The organism is Thermoactinomyces sp. CICC 10523 (genome assembly GCF_016055105.1).
Classification (GTDB): domain Bacteria; phylum Bacillota; class Bacilli; order Thermoactinomycetales; family Thermoactinomycetaceae; genus Thermoactinomyces_A; species Thermoactinomyces_A daqus.
In genome coordinates, this window is record NZ_JAECVX010000002.1 from 156,936 (window position 1) to 179,573 (window position 22,638).

The 22,638-nt window shown below is 50.9% G+C and carries 14 protein-coding genes; 11 read left to right on the forward strand and 3 right to left on the reverse strand.

Features of this window, described 5'->3' with window-relative positions; translation table 11 throughout:
• The first annotated feature begins 38 nt into the window (after window positions 1-38).
• Window positions 39-2,693, forward strand: a complete 2,655-nt coding sequence (locus tag I8U19_RS03745; protein WP_198055220.1) for a DUF2339 domain-containing protein — start codon at window positions 39-41, stop codon at window positions 2,691-2,693.
• A 202-nt stretch (window positions 2,694-2,895) separates the two neighbouring features.
• Here I8U19_RS03745 and I8U19_RS03750 read toward each other — a convergent pair whose 3' ends face one another.
• Window positions 2,896-4,311 (reverse strand): amidase, encoded by a 1,416-nt coding sequence (locus tag I8U19_RS03750; RefSeq protein ID WP_198055221.1) that lies wholly within the window; start codon window positions 4,309-4,311, stop codon window positions 2,896-2,898.
• Window positions 4,312-4,499: 188 nt separating this feature from the next.
• On the opposite strand from I8U19_RS03750, the gene I8U19_RS03755 reads away from it, so the two are divergent.
• The 3 genes from I8U19_RS03755 (at window position 4,500) to fabF (ending at window position 7,669) form a co-directional block, all read left to right on the forward strand.
• Window positions 4,500-5,501 carry a 2-hydroxyacid dehydrogenase gene (locus tag I8U19_RS03755; RefSeq protein WP_198055222.1) on the forward strand — a complete coding sequence of 334 codons (1,002 nt, stop codon included), beginning with the start codon at window positions 4,500-4,502 and terminating at the stop codon, window positions 5,499-5,501.
• Window positions 5,502-5,728: 227 nt separating this feature from the next.
• A complete protein-coding gene (greA, locus tag I8U19_RS03760; RefSeq protein ID WP_033100888.1) occupies window positions 5,729-6,205 on the forward strand; it encodes a transcription elongation factor GreA in 477 nt (158 codons plus the stop codon).
• 222 nt (window positions 6,206-6,427) lie between these two features.
• Entirely contained in the window at window positions 6,428-7,669 is a 1,242-nt protein-coding gene (gene fabF, locus I8U19_RS03765) for a beta-ketoacyl-ACP synthase II (RefSeq protein WP_033100889.1), read from the forward strand.
• Window positions 7,670-7,725: 56 nt separating this feature from the next.
• Here the strand turns inward: fabF and I8U19_RS03770 are convergent, their stop codons facing one another.
• Together I8U19_RS03770 and I8U19_RS03775 are read right to left on the reverse strand one after the other, a co-directional pair.
• Complete coding sequence (locus tag I8U19_RS03770) at window positions 7,726-8,100, reverse strand: group I truncated hemoglobin (RefSeq protein ID WP_033100890.1); 375 nt, start codon at window positions 8,098-8,100, stop codon at window positions 7,726-7,728.
• 281 nt (window positions 8,101-8,381) lie between these two features.
• Window positions 8,382-8,549 (reverse strand): hypothetical protein, encoded by a 168-nt coding sequence (locus I8U19_RS03775; protein ID WP_160173838.1) that lies wholly within the window; start codon window positions 8,547-8,549, stop codon window positions 8,382-8,384.
• Window positions 8,550-8,633: 84 nt separating this feature from the next.
• On the opposite strand from I8U19_RS03775, the gene I8U19_RS03780 reads away from it, so the two are divergent.
• The 7 genes from I8U19_RS03780 to I8U19_RS03810 all read left to right on the forward strand — a co-directional run bounded on the left by I8U19_RS03780 (window position 8,634) and on the right by I8U19_RS03810 (window position 21,984).
• Window positions 8,634-11,669 carry a PD-(D/E)XK nuclease family protein gene (locus I8U19_RS03780; RefSeq protein ID WP_198055223.1) on the forward strand — a complete coding sequence of 1,012 codons (3,036 nt, stop codon included), beginning with the start codon at window positions 8,634-8,636 and terminating at the stop codon, window positions 11,667-11,669.
• A gap of 21 nt (window positions 11,670-11,690) precedes the next feature.
• Window positions 11,691-15,260 carry a UvrD-helicase domain-containing protein gene (locus I8U19_RS03785; protein WP_198055224.1) on the forward strand — a complete coding sequence of 1,190 codons (3,570 nt, stop codon included), beginning with the start codon at window positions 11,691-11,693 and terminating at the stop codon, window positions 15,258-15,260.
• 99 nt (window positions 15,261-15,359) lie between these two features.
• Window positions 15,360-15,710, forward strand: coding sequence for a hypothetical protein (locus I8U19_RS03790; protein WP_198055225.1), 351 nt, complete (start codon window positions 15,360-15,362; stop codon window positions 15,708-15,710).
• 139 nt (window positions 15,711-15,849) lie between these two features.
• On the forward strand, window positions 15,850-18,012 hold the full coding sequence (locus I8U19_RS03795; protein WP_198055226.1) for a RelA/SpoT family protein: 2,163 nt from the start codon (window positions 15,850-15,852) through the stop codon (window positions 18,010-18,012).
• A 12-nt stretch (window positions 18,013-18,024) separates the two neighbouring features.
• Window positions 18,025-18,474, forward strand: a complete 450-nt coding sequence (dtd, locus tag I8U19_RS03800; protein ID WP_033100897.1) for a D-aminoacyl-tRNA deacylase — start codon at window positions 18,025-18,027, stop codon at window positions 18,472-18,474.
• 395 nt (window positions 18,475-18,869) lie between these two features.
• The gene (tkt, locus tag I8U19_RS03805; RefSeq protein WP_033100899.1) at window positions 18,870-20,873 is read left to right on the forward strand and encodes a transketolase; all 2,004 of its coding nucleotides are present in this window, start codon (window positions 18,870-18,872) and stop codon (window positions 20,871-20,873) included.
• Window positions 20,874-21,180: 307 nt separating this feature from the next.
• Window positions 21,181-21,984, forward strand: coding sequence for a sugar nucleotide-binding protein (locus I8U19_RS03810; protein WP_198055227.1), 804 nt, complete (start codon window positions 21,181-21,183; stop codon window positions 21,982-21,984).
• The last annotated feature ends 654 nt before the right edge of the window (window positions 21,985-22,638 follow it).

A 22,638-nucleotide genomic window follows, 5' to 3' on the forward strand; every position in this document is an offset into this window, starting at 1 on the left:
AGAAAATTCGTAAATCAATTATAATAGGATAAATGTTGATGAAAAAGGGGGTAAGACAACGCTTGAATTTTTTCATGTGGTTATTGTTGCTTCTTCTGTCGGCCGGATGGATTTATTTGTTTCTCACCGTCAACGAGCTGAAAAAACGGGTGATACGGATTGAGAAACAGATGAAGCCGCAAGCGGAGCCGGCCGAAGCTTCACAACCGGCTGCGAAACCGGAAAAACCGATGCCCGGCCAGCCCGTCGCAGCCAAACCGGGTATTCCCGTTCCGGACAAACCGTCTGTTCCGGTTCAGTCTGTGCCGAAAAAAGAAGCAAAAGCGAAGAAGCCGAGCCGTCCGAAGCGAAACAGGAAAGAATGGGAGTATCTGATCGGCGGGCGCTGGCTCAACCGAATTGGAGCCGTCGCTTTGGTCATCGGCCTGGTCTTTTTTGTGAAGTACGCTTTTGATCATCATTGGGTAAACGAAATCGTTCGCGTCCTCATGGGGGGAGCCTTCGGAATTTTGCTCCTGGCAGGCGGGCGCCATTATTATCGGAAGCAGTTGCCCATTTTCGCCCAGGGGCTGATCGGGGCAGGCACTGCCACCTTATATGCTTCCGTCTATGCCGCTTTTGATTTTTATCATTTTTTGTCATTCGGCATGGCGATTCTCCTCATGTCGCTGGTAACCATGTTGGCGTTATGGCAGGCACTCGTTTATGATTCACTGGCCATTTCCCTGCTCGGTTGGATCGGGGCCTTTATCACCCTGCCGGTGTTGGGAGCTGATCCTGGCAATCAAGTGGGCCTGTTTACTTATCTGGTGTTTGTCGCCCTGGGCATGGTATTAATCAGTTTGAAAAAAAGGAATTGGACCATTTTATATCATCTGACACTTTATGCGATCTATGTCTGCTGTTTTGCTCTGATGACGTCAAGCTCCCATTCATGGCATCTGTTATATTTAACAGCCTTCTGGCTGATCTTTTACCTGTACGAGCTGGCAGTGGCGCGCAAGCCGGGGGTCTGGCCCGCCGCCCATTTGGTGACCGCCAGCTTTAACGCCTTTTTCATGCTTCTCGGCCTCCTTATACTGCCGCTTCATCATGCGGTATGGACAGGAGAGAAAGTCTATCTTTTCAGTGTGGCCTATTTGCTGCCGCTGGCCTGGCTCAAATGGAAGCGGCGGGAACGGGAGTTTTCCAAGACAGAGCGAAACCGTTACGGTTTTACTTTTCTTTTTCTCGTTACGTTGGCCGGCATGATCAAGTGGAATGGGCTGGCACTTGCCAATGTCTGGACGATCGAGTCGTTTGTGCTGGTTTGGCTGGCTTTGAGGGAAAAAGTGAAGCAAGCTTTTTATTTTGGAACGGCGCTCTACGGGATTGCGGCCTTGCTGCTCCTCGGCTGGACAGCTGAAATCTTGTCATTGCATCATTGGATTCCGGTGTGGAACCGGGAAACATTTTCTTATTTCCTGTGGGCCGGGATGGTCACATTTCAGGCCTGTCAGATCAGAAAAAGCCGCACCCCCGGATGGGAGCCCTGGTTTGAAATTTTTTATACCGGCAGCGCCATTATGCTGTTCTTCTGGCTGTCGATCGAAATCAACATTTATTTTGACAGATCTGCCCGGACAGGGTTCTGGGAATTGAACCGCTATTTTGTCTTATATATGATCTGGGCATTATACAGTTTGCTCGTTCATGAAACCGGGCTGAGACAGCGGGTGCGCGTGTTGGTCCCCGTCTCCTGGGGCATGATGTTTCTCGCGCTCGTCTCCGTCGCCGTCTGGGGAATGGCGGATCAGCCGCTCTCTTCCTTTGTTCCTGTTTTCAATATGCGTTTTCTCGCCTTTCTGGTTGAGATCGGTTGCGTCATTCTCATGCTGTGGCGCGGCAGGAAGGCTGAACCGCTCCCATCCTTGAAGTGGGCTCCGGTTTTGTTGCTGGGAGCGCTCCTGGTTTTGCTGTTTGAAATCGTCACATTGGAAGTGGGAGGGACATCAGACTATTTTGCGCCGGCGTTTGGTGATTATACCCGGGCCCAATGGTACAAGGGATTTTTTATCTCCCTCAGCTGGATTGGATACAGTCTTTTGTGCGTGTGGCTCGGCAGGAGTTTCCGGCAGAAACTGATTTTGTTTTTCGCCTGGGGAAGTCTTGGTTTGGGCGTGTTGTCGGTCATGTTTCAAGGGCTGTTTTTGCCGGCGCGGATCAATTGGATGCCGGTGATAAACATTCGTTTTGCGGCCTTGTTCATCTCCGCCGCCTGTCTGTATTTGTACCAATCGAAAGGGAAGGCTTTGGAGGCCAAACGAATCTGGGTGCTTCTCGCGCGGATCCTGTTGGTCGTACTTTTGTTTGAATTAATTACGGTTGAAATCAGCGGCATTTTTGCGCACCGTTTGTGGGAGCTCAACACCGGCAATCCGGTTTTGCAACATCAAATCGAGAATCAGAAGCAGCTCGCGCTGTCCATTTCCTGGATCTTTTATTCGCTTCTGTTGATGCTGACCGGGATTTGGCGAAAATGGGCCTGGCTGCGCTGGTCGGCCATCAGCCTGTTCGGGCTTTCCATCCTGAAAATCTTTTTGTTTGATCTCTCCTCGATTGAGACGCTGTACCGCATTGTCTCGTTTATGGCGCTCGGCGTCATTCTGCTTGCTGTTTCTTATCTCTATCAGCGGTACAGGGAACGGTTTTAGCACTTCACGACCCGGCCCGGCGATTTTGCGGCAGCCTTTGCGACGCGGAACCGCAAGTAAAAGAGAAACACCGGAATCCGGCGGGCTCCTTTTGCGGGTTTAACCACTGAGCGAGAAGAAAAATACAGCTCTTCTCGCTCTTTTCCGCATGTGCGTTGTGTCGGGGCAGTGAAGCTTGGGGTGACTTACAGATCATCAATGTTTATGTGCGGGGATCATACCGGTCGCAGCGCACGTAACCGCGGAAAGTCCGTTCCAAATCTTTTCCGAGCCGAAAAAGCAGCTCTTCCTGCCCGGTTGCTGTAATCAGTTGCACAGCGAGCGGCATTCCGTTTTCATCCTCACCGACGGGAAGAGTTAGCGACGGTAAGCCAAATGTATTGGCATAGGTAATGAAAGGGAGGAATTTTCGGAATGTTCGTCGTACAGAAAAAATCTCGCGATATTGTTGACCGTGAGCGGGTGCGGTGGAATGGTAAACAGGCAGGATCAGCACGCGGGATTGCAGATAGTTTTGCACCGTGGTTTTGGCGAGGGAGAACGCTTCCATAAACCTCCGCCAAGTGGATGCCGTTGGTTTAAACAAACGTGATGCGATCAGGGCCCAGGTGAGATAAGGGTGCAGGCGGTGCGGCAAACCCGCTTTTGCTTTGAGCCATTCGGTCGCCACGTGGCGCATCCGCATTTCCAAGATTTCCCCAATCAAATATTTGCTACCGTCGACGGACATGATCCATTGCCACCACTGCGCCGATTCTGCCAGATAAGGAGGCGGGTCGTGATCAACGGATACGTTATTTTTTAGATGTGCCGCCATGTTTTCCAGACAGGCAACAGTCGCTTTCTGCATCGGGAAAGCAGCGGGTAACACGGGGATGATGACGGAAAAGCGGGACGAGGCTGCGGGCACGTGCCGGCCGGAGAGAATCTCATGAATCAGCTTGGCATCATCGACTGATTTGGCCAATGCTCCGACTCCCAGCATACTTTGCTGGACAGGGTGGGAAATCGGTGGGAAAATTCCTTCATGAGGCACTTGACCGAAACCTGACTTGAAACCGACGACACCATTAAAATGGGCCGGAAATCGAATCGAACCGCCTATGTCCGCCCCGATTCCGACGGCGGCTCCCCCGACTGCGATCAGGGCACCTTCACCGCCGCTCGAGCCACCCGCGCTGCAGGAGGGATTCCAGGGGTTGTTGGTGCGTCCGAATACGAGATTATCCGTTTCCTGGCAAAAACAGAGGGAAGGCGTATTTGTTTTGCAGAGGATAATGGCTCCTTCGCGTTTGAGGCGGCGGATGATTTCCGCATCTTCTTTGTCGATGATCCGGGTGCGTGCAGAGAGGCCGCCGGTCGTTTTTGTGCCTTTAACATGAAAGCATTCTTTGACACTGACGGGGACACCGAACAATCTGCCTTCTTTCGGGCGGGAAGCCATCTGCTCGGCTTCAGCCAGCGCATCTGCAAACCTCTCTTCAGTCACTGCATTGATTACGGGATGAGTGGCACGGATTTGATTGATATAAGCTTCGGCCGCTTCCTTGGGAGTGAGTTGGTTTGCTTTGATCTTCGCAGACAGGCTCGTTGCATCCAGATCCAAAATGGAGTTCAAATTGTTGCCCCCTTTGTTTCGCGATGGTTTTTTGCTATTATTATAACATTGAAAGCCAGAGGAAATTTCCGTTTTATTTTGAATAAACAGGGTATTCAGAAGGGAAGACGCACCTTTTTGTCGAATATTATTACGATTACTAACAATACTTATATAAGAATCGTAGAAGGAAATGAGGAGGAGCCAGATTGAACCATCAGGTGTTGGTTACGCATGAAATCGACCGGCAGATGCTGGAGCGATTGCAAACTGAAGCTGAGCTTGACATCGTGTCAAACAAAGCAGCATGGACACAGGAGGAGATCATTCAGCGGCTGCAAGGGAAGGATGCGCTCCTTTGCACCGTAACCGACCCGATTGGGGAAAAAGTGATCGAAGCTTGTCCACGGCTTCAAATCATCAGCAACTACGGGGTGGGTTACAATCATATTGATCTTGAAGCGGCCAGCAAAAGAGGTATTGTCGTAACCAATACGCCGGATGTTTTGACTGAGGCCACTGCCGATCTCACGTGGGCGCTGTTGCTCGATGTTGCGCGGAGAGTTACCGAAGGGGACCGCCTGGTTCGCCAGGGACGTTGGCGGGGTTGGGAGCCGTCGTTTATGCAAGGAACCGAAGTCACCGGAAAAACGCTCGGCATCATCGGCATGGGGCGAATCGGCCGGGCAGTCGCGCGACGGGCCAGGGGCTTCGCCATGAATATTCTTTATTATTCACGCACGCGTCTGCCTCTTGCAATCGAGAGGGAGTTGGGGTTACAATTTGCCAATATCGATTCTTTGCTGGCGGAATCCGATTTTGTTTCCTTGCATACGCCGTATACCCCGGCCACTCATCATCTGATCGGGGCAAGGGAACTCGGGCAGATGAAAGAATCGGCATTTCTCATCAATACGGCGCGCGGTGCAGTCGTCGATGAACAGGTACTGATCCGTGCGTTGCAGGAGAAGAAAATAGCCGGCGCGGCGTTGGACGTGTATGAACGTGAACCGTTGGTTCCCAACGAGCTCATCCGGCTGGACAATGTTGTGCTCGCCCCTCATCTTGGCAGCGCCACGAAAGAGACGCGAAGAGCGATGGCTGAGCTTGCGGTGCAAAATCTAGCAGATTACTTTGCAGGGAAAAAGCCAAGGTATTTGGTTAATGAAGAAGTATGGGAAATGAGATCCCGGCGTCTTCAGGGAAAATAAAAGGTGTGGAAAATTTTCCGAATGCCTTGGACGAAACAAGCAAATGTGCTAATATATTCAGCAGCTTGATTTTTGGCTTAACCCTTTTGCCGGATCGGGCAAAAACGGGTGACTGCGCGAGGAAAGTGTTGTGTAATCGCTTACAACGCGGGATGAAAAAGCCGTGCCGGCGGCGGAAATTCCTGCCGTCCAAAGCGGTCTGTTGTCGATTGAAGGAGGTAAATTACATGTCGCAAAATAATAAAGAGGTTTTGTTAACGGAAGAAGGACTGGAGAAATTAAAGCAGGAATTGGAACATCTCAAAACGACGAAACGTCATGAAGTGGCACAACGCTTGAAAGAGGCGATCGCCCAGGGTGATTTAAGCGAAAACTCCGAGTACGATGCAGCAAAAGAAGAGCAGGCGTTTATTGAATCCCGGATTATTACGCTGGAAAATATGATTCGCAATGCGAAAATCATCGGTTCCAATTTGGATAAAAATGTTGTGAGCGTCGGTTCAAAAGTGACCATTCAGGAACTTCCCGACGGCGATCGGGAAACATATACGATTGTTGGAAGCGCTGAATCGAATCCGTCCGAATTTAAAATTTCAAACGAATCGCCGATTGGAAAAGAATTGATCGGGCGTCGTGTCGATGATGTCGTTCATGTTGCGACACCTTCCGGTACCATACAATTTAAAATCATCGAAATCGATTAAGCCTTGATTTAACCCTTTGTCCCTTGCCGGCAAAGGGTTTTTTATGTGGTACCGGGTTTTGGTCCGCTCTGGTTCCGGATGCCCTGCTTCCATCCCGGCCTTGCTTAAGTCTCTTTTCCGGTGATGCTCTATCCCGGCCGGTTTTTTATTTCTGCATGATTTTTCCTCTTTTCCGGCAAACTACAATGGAATCCAAATGTTTTTCCGGGAAAGGTGTGGCCGATGGTTAAAAGACGAGTGGTAGTAACGGGATATGGCTGTTTAACGCCGCTGGGAAAAGATCCGGATACTTTTTGGGCAAACCTGGTCGCCGGAAAAAGCGGGGCAGGCCCGATTACCCGATTCGATCCGTGCGATTTTCCCACGAAGATTGCTGCGGAGATCCACGACTATGATCCGGAGGATTACCTTGATGCCAAAGATGCCCGGAGGATGGATTTATTTTCCCAATATGCGGTGATTGCCGCCAAACAGGCTTTTCACCGTGCACAATTACATGAGGATAAATGGGATGCGGAGCGCGTTGGCGTGATGGTCGGTTCGGGCAGCGGCGGATTGGCGATGATTCAGCAGGAATACAGAAGAATATTGGAAAAGGGACCCAATCGTCTCAGCCCTTACCTGGCTCCATCGATGCTCTCCAACATGGCTAGCGGCGAAATTGCCATCGCGCTGGGAGCACGGGGACCGTCTGCTGCTGTGGTGACTGCCTGTGCCACCGGGAGCAGTTGCATCGGGGAGGCGATGCGAGCCATCCAGTATGGGGAGGCGGATATTGTTCTGGCCGGAGGAACGGAAGCACCGATCACGCCGCTCGGTTTGGCCGCTTTTTCCAAAATTCGCGCACTCTCCAGGAAAAATGAAGAACCGGCCAAGGCTTCGAGGCCTTTTGATCGCAACCGCGACGGTTTTGTGGCTGGCGAAGGGGCAGGGGTGCTTGTTTTGGAAGAGTTAGAGCATGCTTTGCGCAGGAATGTGCCGATTTTGGCCGAACTGATAGGGTATGGGGTGACCACCGATGCCTATCACATCACGTCACCGCGGGCGGACGGAGAAGGGGCGGCCGGAGCGATGCGTTTGGCTTTAAGAGATGCGGGTCTCTCTCCCGGTCAAATCGATTATATCAATGCGCATGGAACGGGAACCCGGCTGAATGACTGGATTGAAACGCAGGCGATCAAGCAGGTGTTCGCGGATGACGCCGGGCGTGTTCCTGTAAGTTCGATCAAATCGATGACCGGTCATATGTTGGGGGCGGGAGGAGCGGTTGAGATGATCGCTTCGGTTCAGACCCTGAATACCGGCCTGATTCCTCCGACAATTAACTGGGAGGAACCGGATGAGGGGGCCGATCTCGATTATGTGCCCAATGTGGCCAGACGAAAAGAATGCCGTTATGTCATGAGCAATTCATTTGGTTTTGGCGGGCACAATGTGAGTTTGATTGTGAAGAAATGGGAGTGAACAACGAAGAAGCTCATCGCGGAATCCAGTTGTGCCGGTGAGCTTCTCCTGCAAAGCTATTTATAAATGATATGAGGTTTGACACTGCGCAAAAAAGCTTCCACCCTGGCGATATCCTCAAGCTGAACGTTAAACTTGCGCAGGGAGCTGTTCAAGTGCTTGATCGCGATTTCGTACTCTTCGGATGTGATGTTCAATCCGGCATGGGATTGGCGAAGGGTGCTGCCTTCGTACCGTTTGGGCCCGCCAAGGGCAAAACTCATAAAGTAAGTAATTTGATGACGCCGAAGCGCTTCCATATTAACTCCGATAAAGTGGTGATTCACCCGGTCATCCTGGATCATGCGGTTGTAAAATTCATTGATCACCGCGGCAATCGTTTGTTCTCCGCCCAGTCTCTCATACAAAGTGCTTTTCGTGCTTTTTAACATAAGCAACCTCCCGTTCAGGGGTGAAAGTTTGCAAATAAACAAAAGATTGTAGCAAATATGTTCATAAGATAATCGGATAAAAAGAACAGAAAAAGGCCTAAAACTTCGGGAAAACCCCGAAAAATATAGTAGGAAAAACGAGTTGATTTTACGTTTCTATATTATAGCATCAAAAAAAAGTGTATGCTATTTCTTCTCTTTGTGCAATAAATTTTATTTCTAAATCATACGTAAAGAAGGTGTCCCATGTAAGACATGGGACGTGAACAACAAATATTTTTCTATTCTTGTTCGGGGATTCCTGCCTGACTATAACTTTCTTGAATCGCACTGATCACATGACGGGTGGGTTCATCGGCGTAAAACTCATTGGAAAATTCGACGTCGTCTCTGATTTCCTCTGCTGCTTCCGGCAATTTTTTTTGTTTAATCACTTTTTTCCTTGCCATTTTTTTCACCTCCATCATCATCTCTCTTTAACGTGTCTTGTTTTAACTGAAATATACGAAGAAAAGGAAGGCGGGAACAGGCACATGGCTGGTTGGCTCTATTTACATTTCGATCCTGAAATTGGAAATGGAGCGGATTTGCCCGGCGGAACGGAATGGGCTATTTCCGATACGGTTTATATTGATCCCGGATTGAGCCGGATGGGTTTGAACATGCAGGAAAATCGGATGACATTTGACCGCTTTGTGCGTGCCTGCTTGCCGGACCGCGGGCAGCGGCTGATGTCACCGTCCGAGCAGCAATGGGTCGTGCTGGAAGCGGTGCAGCGGGCAAATATGGACCATCCCTTGACCGCTCTTGCGACGGTTTTGAGCGAACCGGGAGGCGGTGTCAGCATGATCGAGCAGGTGATCGGCGAATTAAAGCGATCCGGGGTCAGCCCGGTCAGGCTGAAGCGATTGTGGGAAAAGCACGAACCGAAATATCGGGAGTTGGCCGCCATTTATGAAAAATATCAGGAGCTGCTTTGGGAAGGGAACTTGTGGGATCATGAAGAGCCGTATATGGAATTGATGCGCTCATTCCAGCGGGAACCGGAATCCGTTTCGCTTCCCGGCCGCCTGGTTTTGCGGCATTTTTATGAGCTGAATCGTTTGCAGGAACTCCTGTTGGGCCAGTTGGTCACACAAGTGGAGATTCATGTGCATCTGATTGTTCCGAAAGGGCGGGAGAGGCTGGGCAGATTGGTGAAACCGCTGATTGAGCGACTCACCTGCAGAGGGTTCCGGATCGCCGGAGAAATCGGATCCGGCAGCGGGAGAGTCCGCCGTGATTCGCTCAGGCATTTGGCAGAACACGTTTTCGACGACGATCCGCCGGTTTTTCCTCATTCGGATGGTCTGGAAGTGATTGCCGCACCGGGAATGGAAGCGGAGGTGGAAATGGTTGTCGCCCGCTTGAAACAATGGCTGTTGTCAGAGAAAAACCACCTGGACGATGCGGTGATCTTGACATCAGACCGGGAGGCGTACGCCCCGCTTCTTCATCAAAAGCTGGATGAAGCCGGGATTCCCGTCCGCACGGAAGAAAGGCATTTCCTGAGTTCGCATCCCCTTTTACAAATGATTCATGCTGTTTTTTCGGCACGGGATGACGGCGGAAAAAAGGTGGAAGAGCTTCTGTACTCTCCTTTTTTGCCGGTGTCTGAAGAAAATGGTTTAAAGTGCGATGCCTGGATGGAAGCGATACCGAATTCGCAGACATGGGCGGAGTGGGGAAAATGGTTTCTTGAATGGATCAGGCCCTTGAAACGGGTTGACCGTTGGCGCGAACTGATTGCCGAAAAGGAACTTTCCTGGCTCGCTGCCTATGAAATGAAGGGATGGCATGCCCTCTACCGAATGGTGCGGCAATGGGGCGATAGCCTGGAAGGGATTTTTGGTGACAGAAAAGTCACCGACCGGCAGTTTGTTCAGTTTTTGATGCAGATGGCGGAGCGGTGTGAATTGACGGCGCGGGAGGGAGAGCGGCGCGGCATTCGCATCCTGGAGGCAAACCAGGGTTTGGCAGAGCCGGTTCGCGCTGTGTTTATGGTTGGTTTGGCCGAAGGAAGGTGGCCCCGGCCTTTTGCTGATCATTGGTTGCTCCCGGACGCGGAACGGGTTCGCCTGCGCTCCGAAGGCATTTTGCTGGAGACTTCAGGGGAACTGCGCCAGCGACAGCGGCTTCCTTTCTTTACCGGGATCTCTCTGGCAACCGAGCTGCTGGTCCTCTCTTATCCGCATACCGACGAAGAAGGAAAAAAACAGCTTCCCTCCCCTTTTTTGGAGGAGTGCACCGATCTTTTTGCCAGTGTAAAAACCGTTTCCCTCGATGTTCCCCAACGAATTCGGCCGGCCGGCTGGGAATGGTGTTTTTCCGACGGACAGGGACTCGCCCAGGCCTTGATCCAACTGCGAAACGGGGAGAGAATTCTCGATGAAGAAGGACACCCGGCATTGGAAATGTTCATGAAGATGCTTGGTGCCGATCAAGAAAAAGGCCGGGATTTACTGGCGCGCATTCAGGCGGAGCGCTTTCGCCGGGGAGCCGTGTTTACCCGATATGACGGAATCATTCCACGGGGGATCGCGGGAGCAATGGAAAAGCGGGTTTGGAGCGCCGGCGCTTTAAATCACCTGGTGGAATGCCGCTTTCAGTTTCTGGCGATCCGATTGTGGAAGGCAGCGGAAAAGGAAGCACCGCAGCGGGGTTTATCCTGGCGGGAAGAAGGGGAACGGATTCATGAGATCTTATGCCGTTTCTTTCATGAATATCGCCGGGGACGATGGACGTTTGCGGATGAAGAAAGGGCGCTGGCCCGTCTGGAACAACTGGCGGATGAGGTGTTGCGCGATGAAGAAAGGGAGCGGGATCCCTTTTACCTCATGATCGACAAATTCCGGATCAAGCAGAAACTGCTTTCCATCTGGAAACATGAAAAAGAATGGCGCCGTAAAACCGGATTTTATGCGGCTCCCGCCCATCTGGAACTATCGTTTGGATTGCCGGTTTGCAAGGAGGATGTGGAGACGGGGCGGCTTGATCCCGCTTCGCGTCCGGAGCCGGTCACGCTGGTGCTCGGCGGGAAAAGAAAAGTGCGGTTGCAGGGGAAAATGGATCGGATCGACCGCGATGAAGAAGGATATTATGCCATTTACGACTACAAAACGGGAACGGTTCCGACAATCGAACAGATCGGCCAAGGCAGAAGTTTGCAACTTCCCCTTTATTTATGGGTTTATCAGCAAGGATTCGGGCAAGATCCCGCTTTGGCGATCGGCAGCGCTTATTATGTGAAAGGAAACGGAGGAAACGCGGCGGCAAACCAGCGAAATAAAGGGTTATGGCGCAAAGAGGAAACCGGACGCGTCGGGTTGAATCCGAGAAAATCCCTCGATCCGGATGACTGGCGGAAAACGGAAGAGAATATTCAGCGCTTGATCGACCAGTCATTAAGCAAAGCGGAACAAGGGGATTTTGCCGTCTCGCCCACCTGGGATTGTCCCCGTTTTTGTCCGGCGCGCCATATTTGCCGCGTCGATGCGTGGATTCTTTCAAAAAAGCGGGGAACGCGCTGAAAAATGGAGGACGGGAAACGGATGAACAAGTCGATTCATTTGACGGAGGAGCAAAAGCGGGCAGTGGATACCCTGCATGAAAACAGCATTGTCTATGCGGGGGCAGGATCGGGAAAAACGCGGGTGTTAACGGAACGGTATTTGAAGATTTTGGAACACAGCCGGCTTGATCCGGATGCCTTGGAGAGAATTGTTGCCATCACGTTTACGGACAAAGCGGCGGCGGAGATGAAAGAGAGAATACGCACAGGGATCAAGGTGAAGCGGGCGGAAGCGCTGGCGAGGGGGGAGCGGGAAAAGGCGAACGGATGGCGGAGACTTTTGGCCGAGCTCAGCCGGGCGCGCATTTCGACGATCCACTCCTTCTGCCACAGCCTGCTGAAACGTTATCCGCTTGAGGCCGGTCTTTCCCCTGACTTTGATGTATTGGACGAAGCGGTGAGCCGGGCGTTGATGCTCGACGCGGCTGAAGAGGCGATCAGGGACGGATTTGCCGCATATGGGGAGAAAAATGGCATGCTGCGCCATTGGCTGGTCGCGCTCGGCATCGAAGAAGCAAAGAGGCTGCTGGCCGGTGCATTGGAGCGGCTTTTCCAGTACGGCTGGACAGTGAAGCGGCTGAGAGAGATAACCATCCGGCATTTGGACGCTTGCCGGACTCAATTGGAAAAGAAGAGGCGGGAGCAGCTGCCGCTTTGGGAACAGTCCTTTTTGGAAGCGGCGGAATATTTGCGCGGTTTGCGCGGGAGCAAACGAGCGGAAGCTTTTCGCCGGGCCTGTCCGGATCTGCCAGGGGAATGGCAGCAAAGGAATACGGTCTCCGAACGCCTGAAACTGCTTCAGGGAATCGAAGCCAGCATAAAAGTGAACTGGAGCAAAGCGCCGGAAACGGCGGCAGCGCTAAAAACTTGCAGGGAGATGCACAGGGAACTGGTGTCTCTATATTCCGGGATGCTGCATCTGGACGAAGAAGAGACCTGGCTTCGTCTCTTCTGTCGTTTGCTGGAACAGGCGCAGATCCGATACCAGGAAGGGAAAGCGGAAAGAGGCGGAGTGGATCATGATGAATTGCAGTGGCGCCTGTGTGAATGCCTGGAGAGAAATCCGGCGGTGCGCGCCGAAGTGCAGGCAGGGATCAGCTATCTTTTGATCGATGAGTTTCAGGATACCAATGAATTGCAAAAGCGGCTGATCGATCTGATCACCAAAGATGACCGGGGAGAAGTAACCCCGGGGAAATGGTTTGTCGTCGGTGATCCGAAGCAGTCGATTTACCGCTTTCGCGGCGCCGATGTTTTTCTGTTCCAGCAAATCAGGGCAGAGACGGAATCGCATTCGCACGGGAAGGTACATGTCCTTTCCGACAATTTTCGCTCTCACCCCGAACTCATCTCGATGGTTAATTTTGTGTTTGGACGGATCATGAATCAGGATCAAGGATCTCCCAACTGTTTTCAGCCGCTGCGGGCCAAACGGGAGGCCGAAGGTTCCGGGGGGGCAGTGGAGTGGCTCAGGGTCTCGGAAAAGGAGGAACTTCCTCCCGGTCTGACTGAGCGGGAGGCCGAAGCGAATCTGGTCGCGAGCCGGATCAAACAGATGATCACTGAAGAAAACAGCGCCCGACCTGCTGAAATTGCCATTCTGCTGCGAACGATGACCCATGTAAAAACGTGGGAGCAAGCGCTGAGGCGGATGGATATTCCCTGTTATGTAGTGAAGGGAAGGGGGTTTTTTGACCAGCAAGAAGTGAAGGATATCCTTTCTCTACTGCAGCTTCTGATCCATCCGGAGGATCATCATGCTTGGGCGGTCGTTTTGCGCTCTCCTTTTTGCGGAGTGTCCGATGTGACCATCACGCGGATTGCCCTGATGCAATCATGGGAAGGAACCATTTTTGATTGGAGCCGAATGGCCGGACTGGATGAAGGTGAGAGGCTGAAACTCTTCAATTTTGGCAATTTCCTCGAACGGATGACAAAAATGGCCGGATCTGTGCGCATTGCCGATCTGCTGGAAATGCTGGTCCGGGAAAGCGGATATCTCACTGTCATGTGGGCAACGGAGAGCGGGCAACAGGTGGCAGCCAACCTGAAAAAACTGATCGAACAGGCACGCAGGCTGGAAGGATTTACTGTCTTTTCCATTCCGTCTTATCTCGATTGGATGCGGAGGCTGGCGGACGAACAGGCGCGCGAAACTGAAGCGGCCATTGAGCCTGAACATGGTGACAGCGTGAAAATCATGACCGTCCATCAGGCAAAAGGGCTGGAGTTCCCGGTTGTTTTCTTGCCTGATTTGCATTCCGCACCGCACGTGCGTTTTCCGGAATGCTGGGTGGATGAAAAGTCCGGCCTAGTCTCCTTGCTGTGGGATGAGAACGGGGTGAAATGTGAACCGGCGCGTTATCAGGAAGCGAAGGAAAAAAACCGGAAGATGGAATGGGAAGAATCGGTGCGCCTTTTGTACGTGGCCATGACCAGGGCGGAGCGGCGCCTTGTTTTGAGCGGCTCGTTGAAAGCATCCAAAGAGGCGGGATCGACGAAATGGAGCGAGTGGATCATCGGCGCGCTCGGTCTGGAGGGGCTTGACTCGGAGCGCGGAGAATGGCGATTTTCCCCGGATTGTTGCCCGCTGCGCCTGGTGGAGATTGATGCGGGAATAAAGGAAGAGCGGGAAAAGAGATCAGCCTTGGACATGATGCTCGCGGGGGAATTTGACCTTTCCCGGTCATCCGTCAGGGAGGAACCGGAACTTTTGCTTCTGAAAAAAGAAAGATGGGACGGAAGGGACGGGCTGGAGATCAGTGTGACTGAGTGGAAAAACCTGTTCAATTGCCCGCGCCGCCACTGGTTCGCGAAGGTCATGGGAGTCCCCGACCTGAGAGAACCGGCTTCGCCGGAGACCGGATCATCCAGAGCGCCGTCTGGTCTGCCGGCAACAAAGCGGGGCAGCATCGTTCACCGGATAATCGAGCTTTTATCCGATCCGAACAGAGGGCGGCTGTCCTGGGAAGAAACGTTCCAAACGGTATGGGAAGAGCACGGGATTCCGGACGCCGACCGGCAGAGGGTGATGGAGGAGATCAAGCCTGATCTGACCTCTTTTCTTCACAGCCGTTTTTACACAGAGAGGAGAAGCGGCTCTTTTTCCATGACAGAGACGGAGTTTACTCTGGAAGAAGGCGGACTTCGCCTGCATGGCGTGATTGACGCTGTCTGGAGACGCCCGGATGGCAGCCTGGAAATCGTCGATTACAAAACGGATCGCACTCCTGCCAGGGAGTTGGAGCAAATTGCGCAGGAGTACTTGCCGCAGCTGAAACTGTATGTTTGGGCATGCAGGCGCAAATGGGGGTTCTCCCCTGAGTGGGCCACGCTCTATTTTCTTTCACCGAACCGGGAGTTCACGTGGCAAGTGACGGAGGAGTGGGAGAGGAGCACGGCTTCCGAGATCCACCAAAGCATGGACTGGTTGCGCGCGGGAAAAGAAAACATCCTCCCGGCCAAACCGGGCAGACATTGCCGTTATTGTCCCTGCCAATGGTTATGTGATGAAGCGGAAGGGGGAAATAGTCGTCTTCAGCAGGGATGATTCTTAATAATTTTTCATATATTTCATTTGCAGCAAGTGAAACTTTACTCTAATATGTTGATGTAGTTATTTCAAATAATTAAGGAGAGAGGAAATCAAGTGGAAGGGTTTCAAGAAGGATTTATGACCTTTATCATGGGATTTTCTCATGTGTTTATGGTTTCTGTCATCGTTTGGATGATTGGGTTGCTTGTTTTGCTGTTCAAAGAGATGTTCAACACGGCTGATTTCAATATTCGCGATTATTTATATAAAGTCTGGAAGTTGTTGCTCTCCTCGTTTGAGTGGACTGCGTATCTGGGGGTGGTGGTGGCCCCGGTCGTCATGCTGGTGACCAAAGATTATGCCAAGTACGGCATGATGACAATCGCTGCCATCATATTATCGGTCATATACCTCTATATTCGCAAGCAGACGGGAGGCTTTAAAAAGCTCAACTTTCGTCAGTAACCCTGCCCGCCGGTTGGTTGTCAGCCGGCTTTTTCTTTTTTCCGTGCCATTGCTTCCAGAAAGCCTCTCTTTACTTTCCCAAAGGCTTGGGAGATAATAATAGGAAAATTATTTTCAGGGTGACGGAAGTGAGAAAAACATGCCGACTGAACAAATGCCGATCGAGCAACTTCTGAATATATCAGCTGACTATTTGACGCATGAGGAAGTCAACCAGTTGGAGAGGGCATATCGGTTTGCGGAACAGGCCCATCGCGGGCAATACCGCAAATCCGGCGAACCTTATATTCATCATCCGGTGCAAGTCGCGGAAATTCTGGCCAACTTGAAAATGGATGTCACGACATTGATTGCGGCTCTCCTGCACGATGTGGTGGAAGATACCGGTGTGACCCTGGAACAGGTGGAAGCGGAATTTGGCATGGCGGTTCGTCAGTTGGTGGATGGTGTGACCAAACTGAAAAAGCGGATGCGATTCAAATCCAATGAAGAGCACCAGGCGGAAAATCACCGCAAAATGTTTGTGGCGATGGCACAGGATATTCGCGTGATTATCATTAAGTTGGCCGACCGCCTCCATAATATGCGAACCCTTAAATACATGCCGGAACACAAACAAAGACAAAAATCGAAGGAAACATTGGAAATTTTCGCCCCCCTGGCCCACCGCCTGGGCATATCCAAGATCAAGTGGGAGTTGGAAGATATCTCTCTCCGCTACCTCAATCCGCAGCAGTATTATCGAATCGTCAACCTGATGAAGAAAAAACGGGCCGAACGGGAGAAATACCTGGATGAGATCATCCACACGCTAAAAGAACGGCTCCGGGATAATGTCAATGTGCTGGATATATCGGGACGGCCCAAGCACATTTACAGCATTTACCGCAAGATGGTATCGCAAAACAAGGAATTTAATGAGATTTATGATCTGATGGCCGTCCGCGTCATCGTGGAATCGATCCGCGATTGTTACGCTGTTCTCGGCATTATTCACACGATCTGGAAGCCGATGCCCGGCAGGTTTAAAGATTATATCGCCATGCCGAAGGCAAATATGTACCAGTCCCTTCACACCACGGTGATCGGACCCAAAGGCGAGCCGATCGAAGTGCAGATCCGGACGATGGAGATGCACCGTACCGCGGAATACGGGATTGCCGCCCATTGGGCTTATAAAGAAGGAACGACGGTTGAAAACAGCAAATTTGAGGAAAAGCTGAAATGGTTCCGCGAGATGATGGAACTGCAACAGGAAACGCGGGATGCCCAGGAGTTTGTGGAAAGCCTCAAAATGGACTGGTTTTCCGATTCGGTGTTTGTATTTACACCGAAGGGAGATGTGATTGAGCTGCCGGTCGGTTCCGTGCCTTTGGATTTTGCTTACCGCATTCATACGGAAATCGGAAATACTTGTATCGGGGCCAAAGTGAACGGAAAGATCGTGCCGCTCGATTATCAGCTAAAAACGGGCGATATTGTGGAAATCCTCACTTCCAAGCACAGTTACGGACCTAGTCAGGATTGGCTGAATATCGTAAAATCTTCCCATGCGCGGAGCAAAATCCGCAACTGGTTTAAAAAACAACGCCGGGAAGAAAGCATCGCCAAAGGCCGGGAGATGGTGGAGGCGCTTCTGCGCAAGCATGATTTCGACGTATCCGAAGTGCTGACGACGGAGCGGATCGAAGAAGTGACGAGCAAATTCAATTTCCATGAAGCGGATGATCTCTTTGCCGCCGTCGGTTATGGCGGAATTTCCACGGCCCAGGTGGTTCATCGTTTGACTGATGGATTGAAAGAGCAAAAACCGGTCGTGCTGCCGGAGGTCAAATCCCTTCCGCGCCATCATCGCAAGGTGGATCACGGTGTCAGGGTAAAAGGTGTTGACAATCTGTTGATTCGTTTGTCGCGATGTTGCAATCCGGTTCCGGGCGATGATATTGACGGGTATGTCACCCAAGGGCGCGGGGTTACCGTCCACCACTCGGATTGCCCCAATCTGAAGTCGGTACCGGAAGAGCGGCGTATCGCAGTGGAATGGGACAGCAACACGTCACATCAATATCCGGTTGATATAGAGGTAACCGGTTTTGACCGGCAAGGGCTGCTCAACGATGTCCTGCAAGTGGTCAATAATGCCAATACCCAGCTTTCCGCGGTCAGCGCCAAAACCAATCGCCGCGGAATCGCTTCCATTCATATTCGGATCGGGATTCAAAATATCAATCACCTGCAATCGGTCGTTGAACGCGTCAAACGGGTACGGGATATTTACAGTGTCAGACGGATCATACAGTAAGGGGAAGGTAAGATGAGAATCGTTCTGCAGCGGGTAAAAGAAGCGAGCGTCACGGTGAATAACGAGTGTACAGGTGCGGTCGGTCACGGGCTTCTTTTGCTCGTCGGTTTTACCCAGGGGGATACCGAAGAGGATTTGCGCTATCTCGCGGATAAAGTAGTAAATCTGCGCATCTTTGAAGATGAGACAGGCAAAATGAATCACTCTCTCCTCGATGTCGGGGGGAGCATTTTGTCTGTTTCCCAATTTACCCTGTACGGCGATTGCCGCAAAGGCCGCCGCCCCAATTTTATGGATGCGGCAAAACCCGACCTGGCTGAACCGCTTTACCGGCGGTTTAACGAAATCCTGCGTGAGTACGGGGTAAAAGTGGAAACGGGAATTTTTGGCGCCATGATGGAAGTGTCACTGGTAAACGACGGTCCTGTCACGCTCTTATTGGAAAGTAAAAAAACGGGATAATCAGTGCAGGCTGACGACAAACTTAAATAGTAGGGGATTGGTGTTTTTCACCAGCGGCTTTTGTGGCGAAAGAACCGGGAGCAAAAAGCATCAGGATCCGATGGGCTTCTGTCTTGGGACTTTGTTTTGGATTCGCCTCTGTAAAAAGATGTGTTTTGTTCGGGCAAAACGGGAATGAAAACTCCGTCAGGGGGGCGGATGAAACCCTGACCACCCATTTGGAACGACGGGAGGTCAGGGGAACACCGCAACCCGGCCCGCAACAAAACTCAAGAAACGGCAACCCTTTGGGTGGTGTCCGGTTTTCCGGAAGGACGGAGGGAGTTGCCAAGAACTGCCCAAAAGAGTATCATTCCTTATTACATAGGAAGTAGAACCATAAGGGGGAACCAACCTTGAAAAATATCGAACAACTGGCGATTAATACTATTCGCATGCTGTCAATCGATCAAGTGGAAAAAGCCAATTCAGGCCACCCCGGATTGCCGATGGGCGCCGCGCCGATGGCCTATGAATTATGGGCAAAACACATGAACCACAATCCGGCGAATCCCAACTGGTTTAATCGTGACCGCTTCGTTTTGTCAGCAGGGCACGGTTCTGCTTTACTATACAGCTTGTTGCATTTGTTTGGCTATCCTTTGTCCATGGATGATCTTAAAAGTTTCCGCCAATGGGGCAGCCTGACACCGGGACATCCGGAAGTAAAACATACACCTGGGGTGGAAGCGACGACAGGGCCGCTCGGACAGGGGATTTCCATGGCGGTCGGCATGGCGATGGCCGAAGCGCATCTCGCCGCGAAATTTAACCGCGAGGGATTGGACGTCATCGACCATTATACCTATGTTCTTTGCAGCGACGGGGATCTGATGGAAGGCGTATCCGCCGAAGCCAGTTCGCTCGCCGGACACCTTCGTCTGGGAAAACTGATTGCTCTGTACGACTCCAATGACATTTCCCTGGACGGCGAATTGGCTCATTCCTTTACGGAAAGTGTACAAAAACGGTATGAATCTTACGGATGGCAATACCTGCGCGTGGAAGACGGCAATGACATCGAAGCGATCGGACGGGCGATTGAAGAGGCAAAACAAGAGCCGAACCGCCCGACCCTGATCGAGATCCGTACTGTGATTGGTTACGGCAGCCCGAACCGTGCCGGCACCTCGGAAGCGCATGGGAAGCCGCTTGGGCAGGAAGAAGTTGCCGGCGTAAGAAAAGCGTACAACTGGCCTTCCGAAGAGCCGTTCCATGTTCCGGCCGAAGTGCGGCAACACTTTGCCGATATTCAGTCCCGTTTGGCTGAAAAAGAGGGAGCATGGCAGGATTTGATGAAGCAGTATGAAGAGCGCTATCCGGATCTGGCCAGAGAATTGCACCGGGCCATTCGCGGTGAATTGCCGGAAGGATGGGAGCAAAGCCTGCCGAAGTTCAACACCGGCGATAAACCGATAGCCACACGGGCGGCGTCCGGAGCGGTTTTGCAGGCTCTGGCAAAAAGCGTTCCGGCGCTGGTTGGCGGATCAGCTGACCTCGCTTCGTCCAATAACACCTTGATGAAAGAGGAAGGCACATTCCACGCTGAAGATTACAGCGGCCGGAATATCTGGTTCGGTGTGCGTGAGCACGGAATGGGGGCAGCCCTCAACGGAATGCTGCTGCACGGTGGTGTGCGCGCATACGGCGGAACGTTCCTCGTGTTCTCCGATTATTTGCGTCCGGCGATTCGTTTGGCCGCTCTTTCCAAACTGCCGGCTGTCTATGTCTTCACCCATGACAGCATTGCCGTGGGCGAAGATGGCCCGACTCACGAACCGATCGAACAGGTTCCGTCGCTGCGCCTGATCCCGGGATTGCGAGTGATTCGTCCGGCGGACGCCAACGAAACGGCTGCTGCTTGGCAATACGCCCTCTCCCAGACGGAACATCCGGTCGTTCTGGCACTGACTCGGCAAAATCTCCCCATTTTGCCCGGTACCGTAGGCAAGGATAAAGAGATCATCGAGAAAGGCGCTTATGTCGTATCCGAAGCGCAAGGCGGACAGCCTCAAGCGATCATCATCGCCACCGGATCAGAAGTCAGCCTGGCGGTGGAGGCTCAGGCCAAACTGCAGGAAAAAGGCATTGCGGTGCGGGTTGTCAGCATGCCTTGCCGCGAGCAGTTTGAGGCGCAACCGAAAGAGTATCGCGATTCGATCCTGCCGCCGTCCGTCAGGGCCCGTGTCGCCGTGGAAGCAGCGCATCCGGCCGGCTGGGATCGCTATGTCGGTGATCAGGGAAGCGTGATCGGCATTGATCATTTCGGCGCATCGGCACCAGGCGGATTGGTTATGGAGAAATTCGGCTTTAACGTGGACAATGTGGTAAAACATGTCGAAGAAGTCTTGAAGGGTTAAAAAGACCTCTGTCACTTCTGACATGATCTCCTTAAAGTGGTTAGAGAAAAAACTGTGAAATTACTTTAAGGGGTGCGGAAGTATCAATTGATTTTGCTGTCATTTGCCCAAGAAACGAATTTAGTTTGCACTTGGTGACAGTGACAGCAACGCTGTTGTATCTGGAAAGATAAGCAAGAAAATAAATCAACCGACTCCTTGTTCGTTAAGGAGTCGGTTGATTTGTATCTAAATATGTCTAAACGTACAATTTTTATAAAAATTTTCTCAGTATTCATAACCAGAGGAGAAATTTTATGAAAAGGATTTGATCTTTGGGTCTAGCGGAACTGTAAGCAAAGCATTAATCAATCAATTGTCATTATTTGGTAACTATAATATTTATGGCACATATAATAAAAACCTCCCTATCCTTCCAAAAGAGAAGTGTTTTCAACTTGAAATTGGAGATCTAGACAAGCTCGATCAAATATTAGAAGATGTAAAGCCTGATATTACGTTTCTTGCACTAAGAGGCGATTTTGAAAAGCAATTAATCTTTCACTGCAGAGTGGCAGAATACCAAAAAGAGCAGGGAGGGCTGATGTACTTTTGTTCTACAACCAATGTCTTTGATGGTTCAATTGACAAACCTCATTATGAAGATGATGAAACTGTTGCAGAAAGTTCATATGGACAATATAAATGGAATTGTGAAAAAGAGCTGAAAGAAATCTTGTCTGATCGAGTGGGGATTTTACGTATTTCTGAAGTATGGGGCAAGAACTCGCCAAGAATGACCAGTCTATTGGAGCAATTGGCTAAAAATCAGGGAATATCAGTATATAGTAATTTGTATATGAATCGTACTACAGACATTGTATTAGCCAAGCAAATCGTCTATCTGATGAATAAGGGGATGACCGGAACCTACCATTTGGGAAGTAACGATATGATGACCCAAGCTGATTTTTATAAACAGCTAATCAAGGCTCTGGGTTATCGGAATTTTAAATTAGAAGAGATCAATCTACCTGCAGATTCTTATTTTGCAGTTTTGGCAAAAAATCTAACTATTAAGGAAATGAATATTACAAATAGAGAAATTATTAATTACCTCGCTTCAGATTAACCAAGAGAAAATGTTGATGTTATGAACAATGATCATGAGAAGCTTCACTAAATCGTTTGTGATCAAGAACGAGCCCGGAATATGCAGATAACAATGTATATCGAACTTCTGGCGGATGACGGCGAATTTCACTTATTTTTCCGAAGCATAACGTAATCGGTACTTTCTCAACTTTTTTGCTGGAACTTGTTAAACAGGTCGTAAGGGAGTTTCAACATACTTAGCTCTTTAAGCTTTTGAATTTCAAGCAGAAGACTTACTCTTCCTTCGAGGGAATTTCATTGGGGGAAGCTGGCATTTAACTGAAAGAACTTAAACAAAATTGCAAAATAAGAGCGGATTCAGCTGAAATTGAATAGGCTGACGCCAGTAAAACGGACATCAGCTTTTACCATAACCGGGTGATTTTTTCGTGTCTACTTTTTGGCTGAGATCAGGGCCGGATGCTGTTTGTCGGCATCCGCTCTCCGTGGCAGAGATTTTTTGAGGTCTGATCCCGGCCGGATTCGGGTATGCTATATAAAAATAATGGCATGAAAGTGGGAACGACTCATGTGGCGAATCCAAAAGGAAGACCGAAACCGGGATCAAATGAACTTGCAGGGAACGGCCGACATTGCGGACAAGTCATACCTTCCCCTTGATTCATGGGAA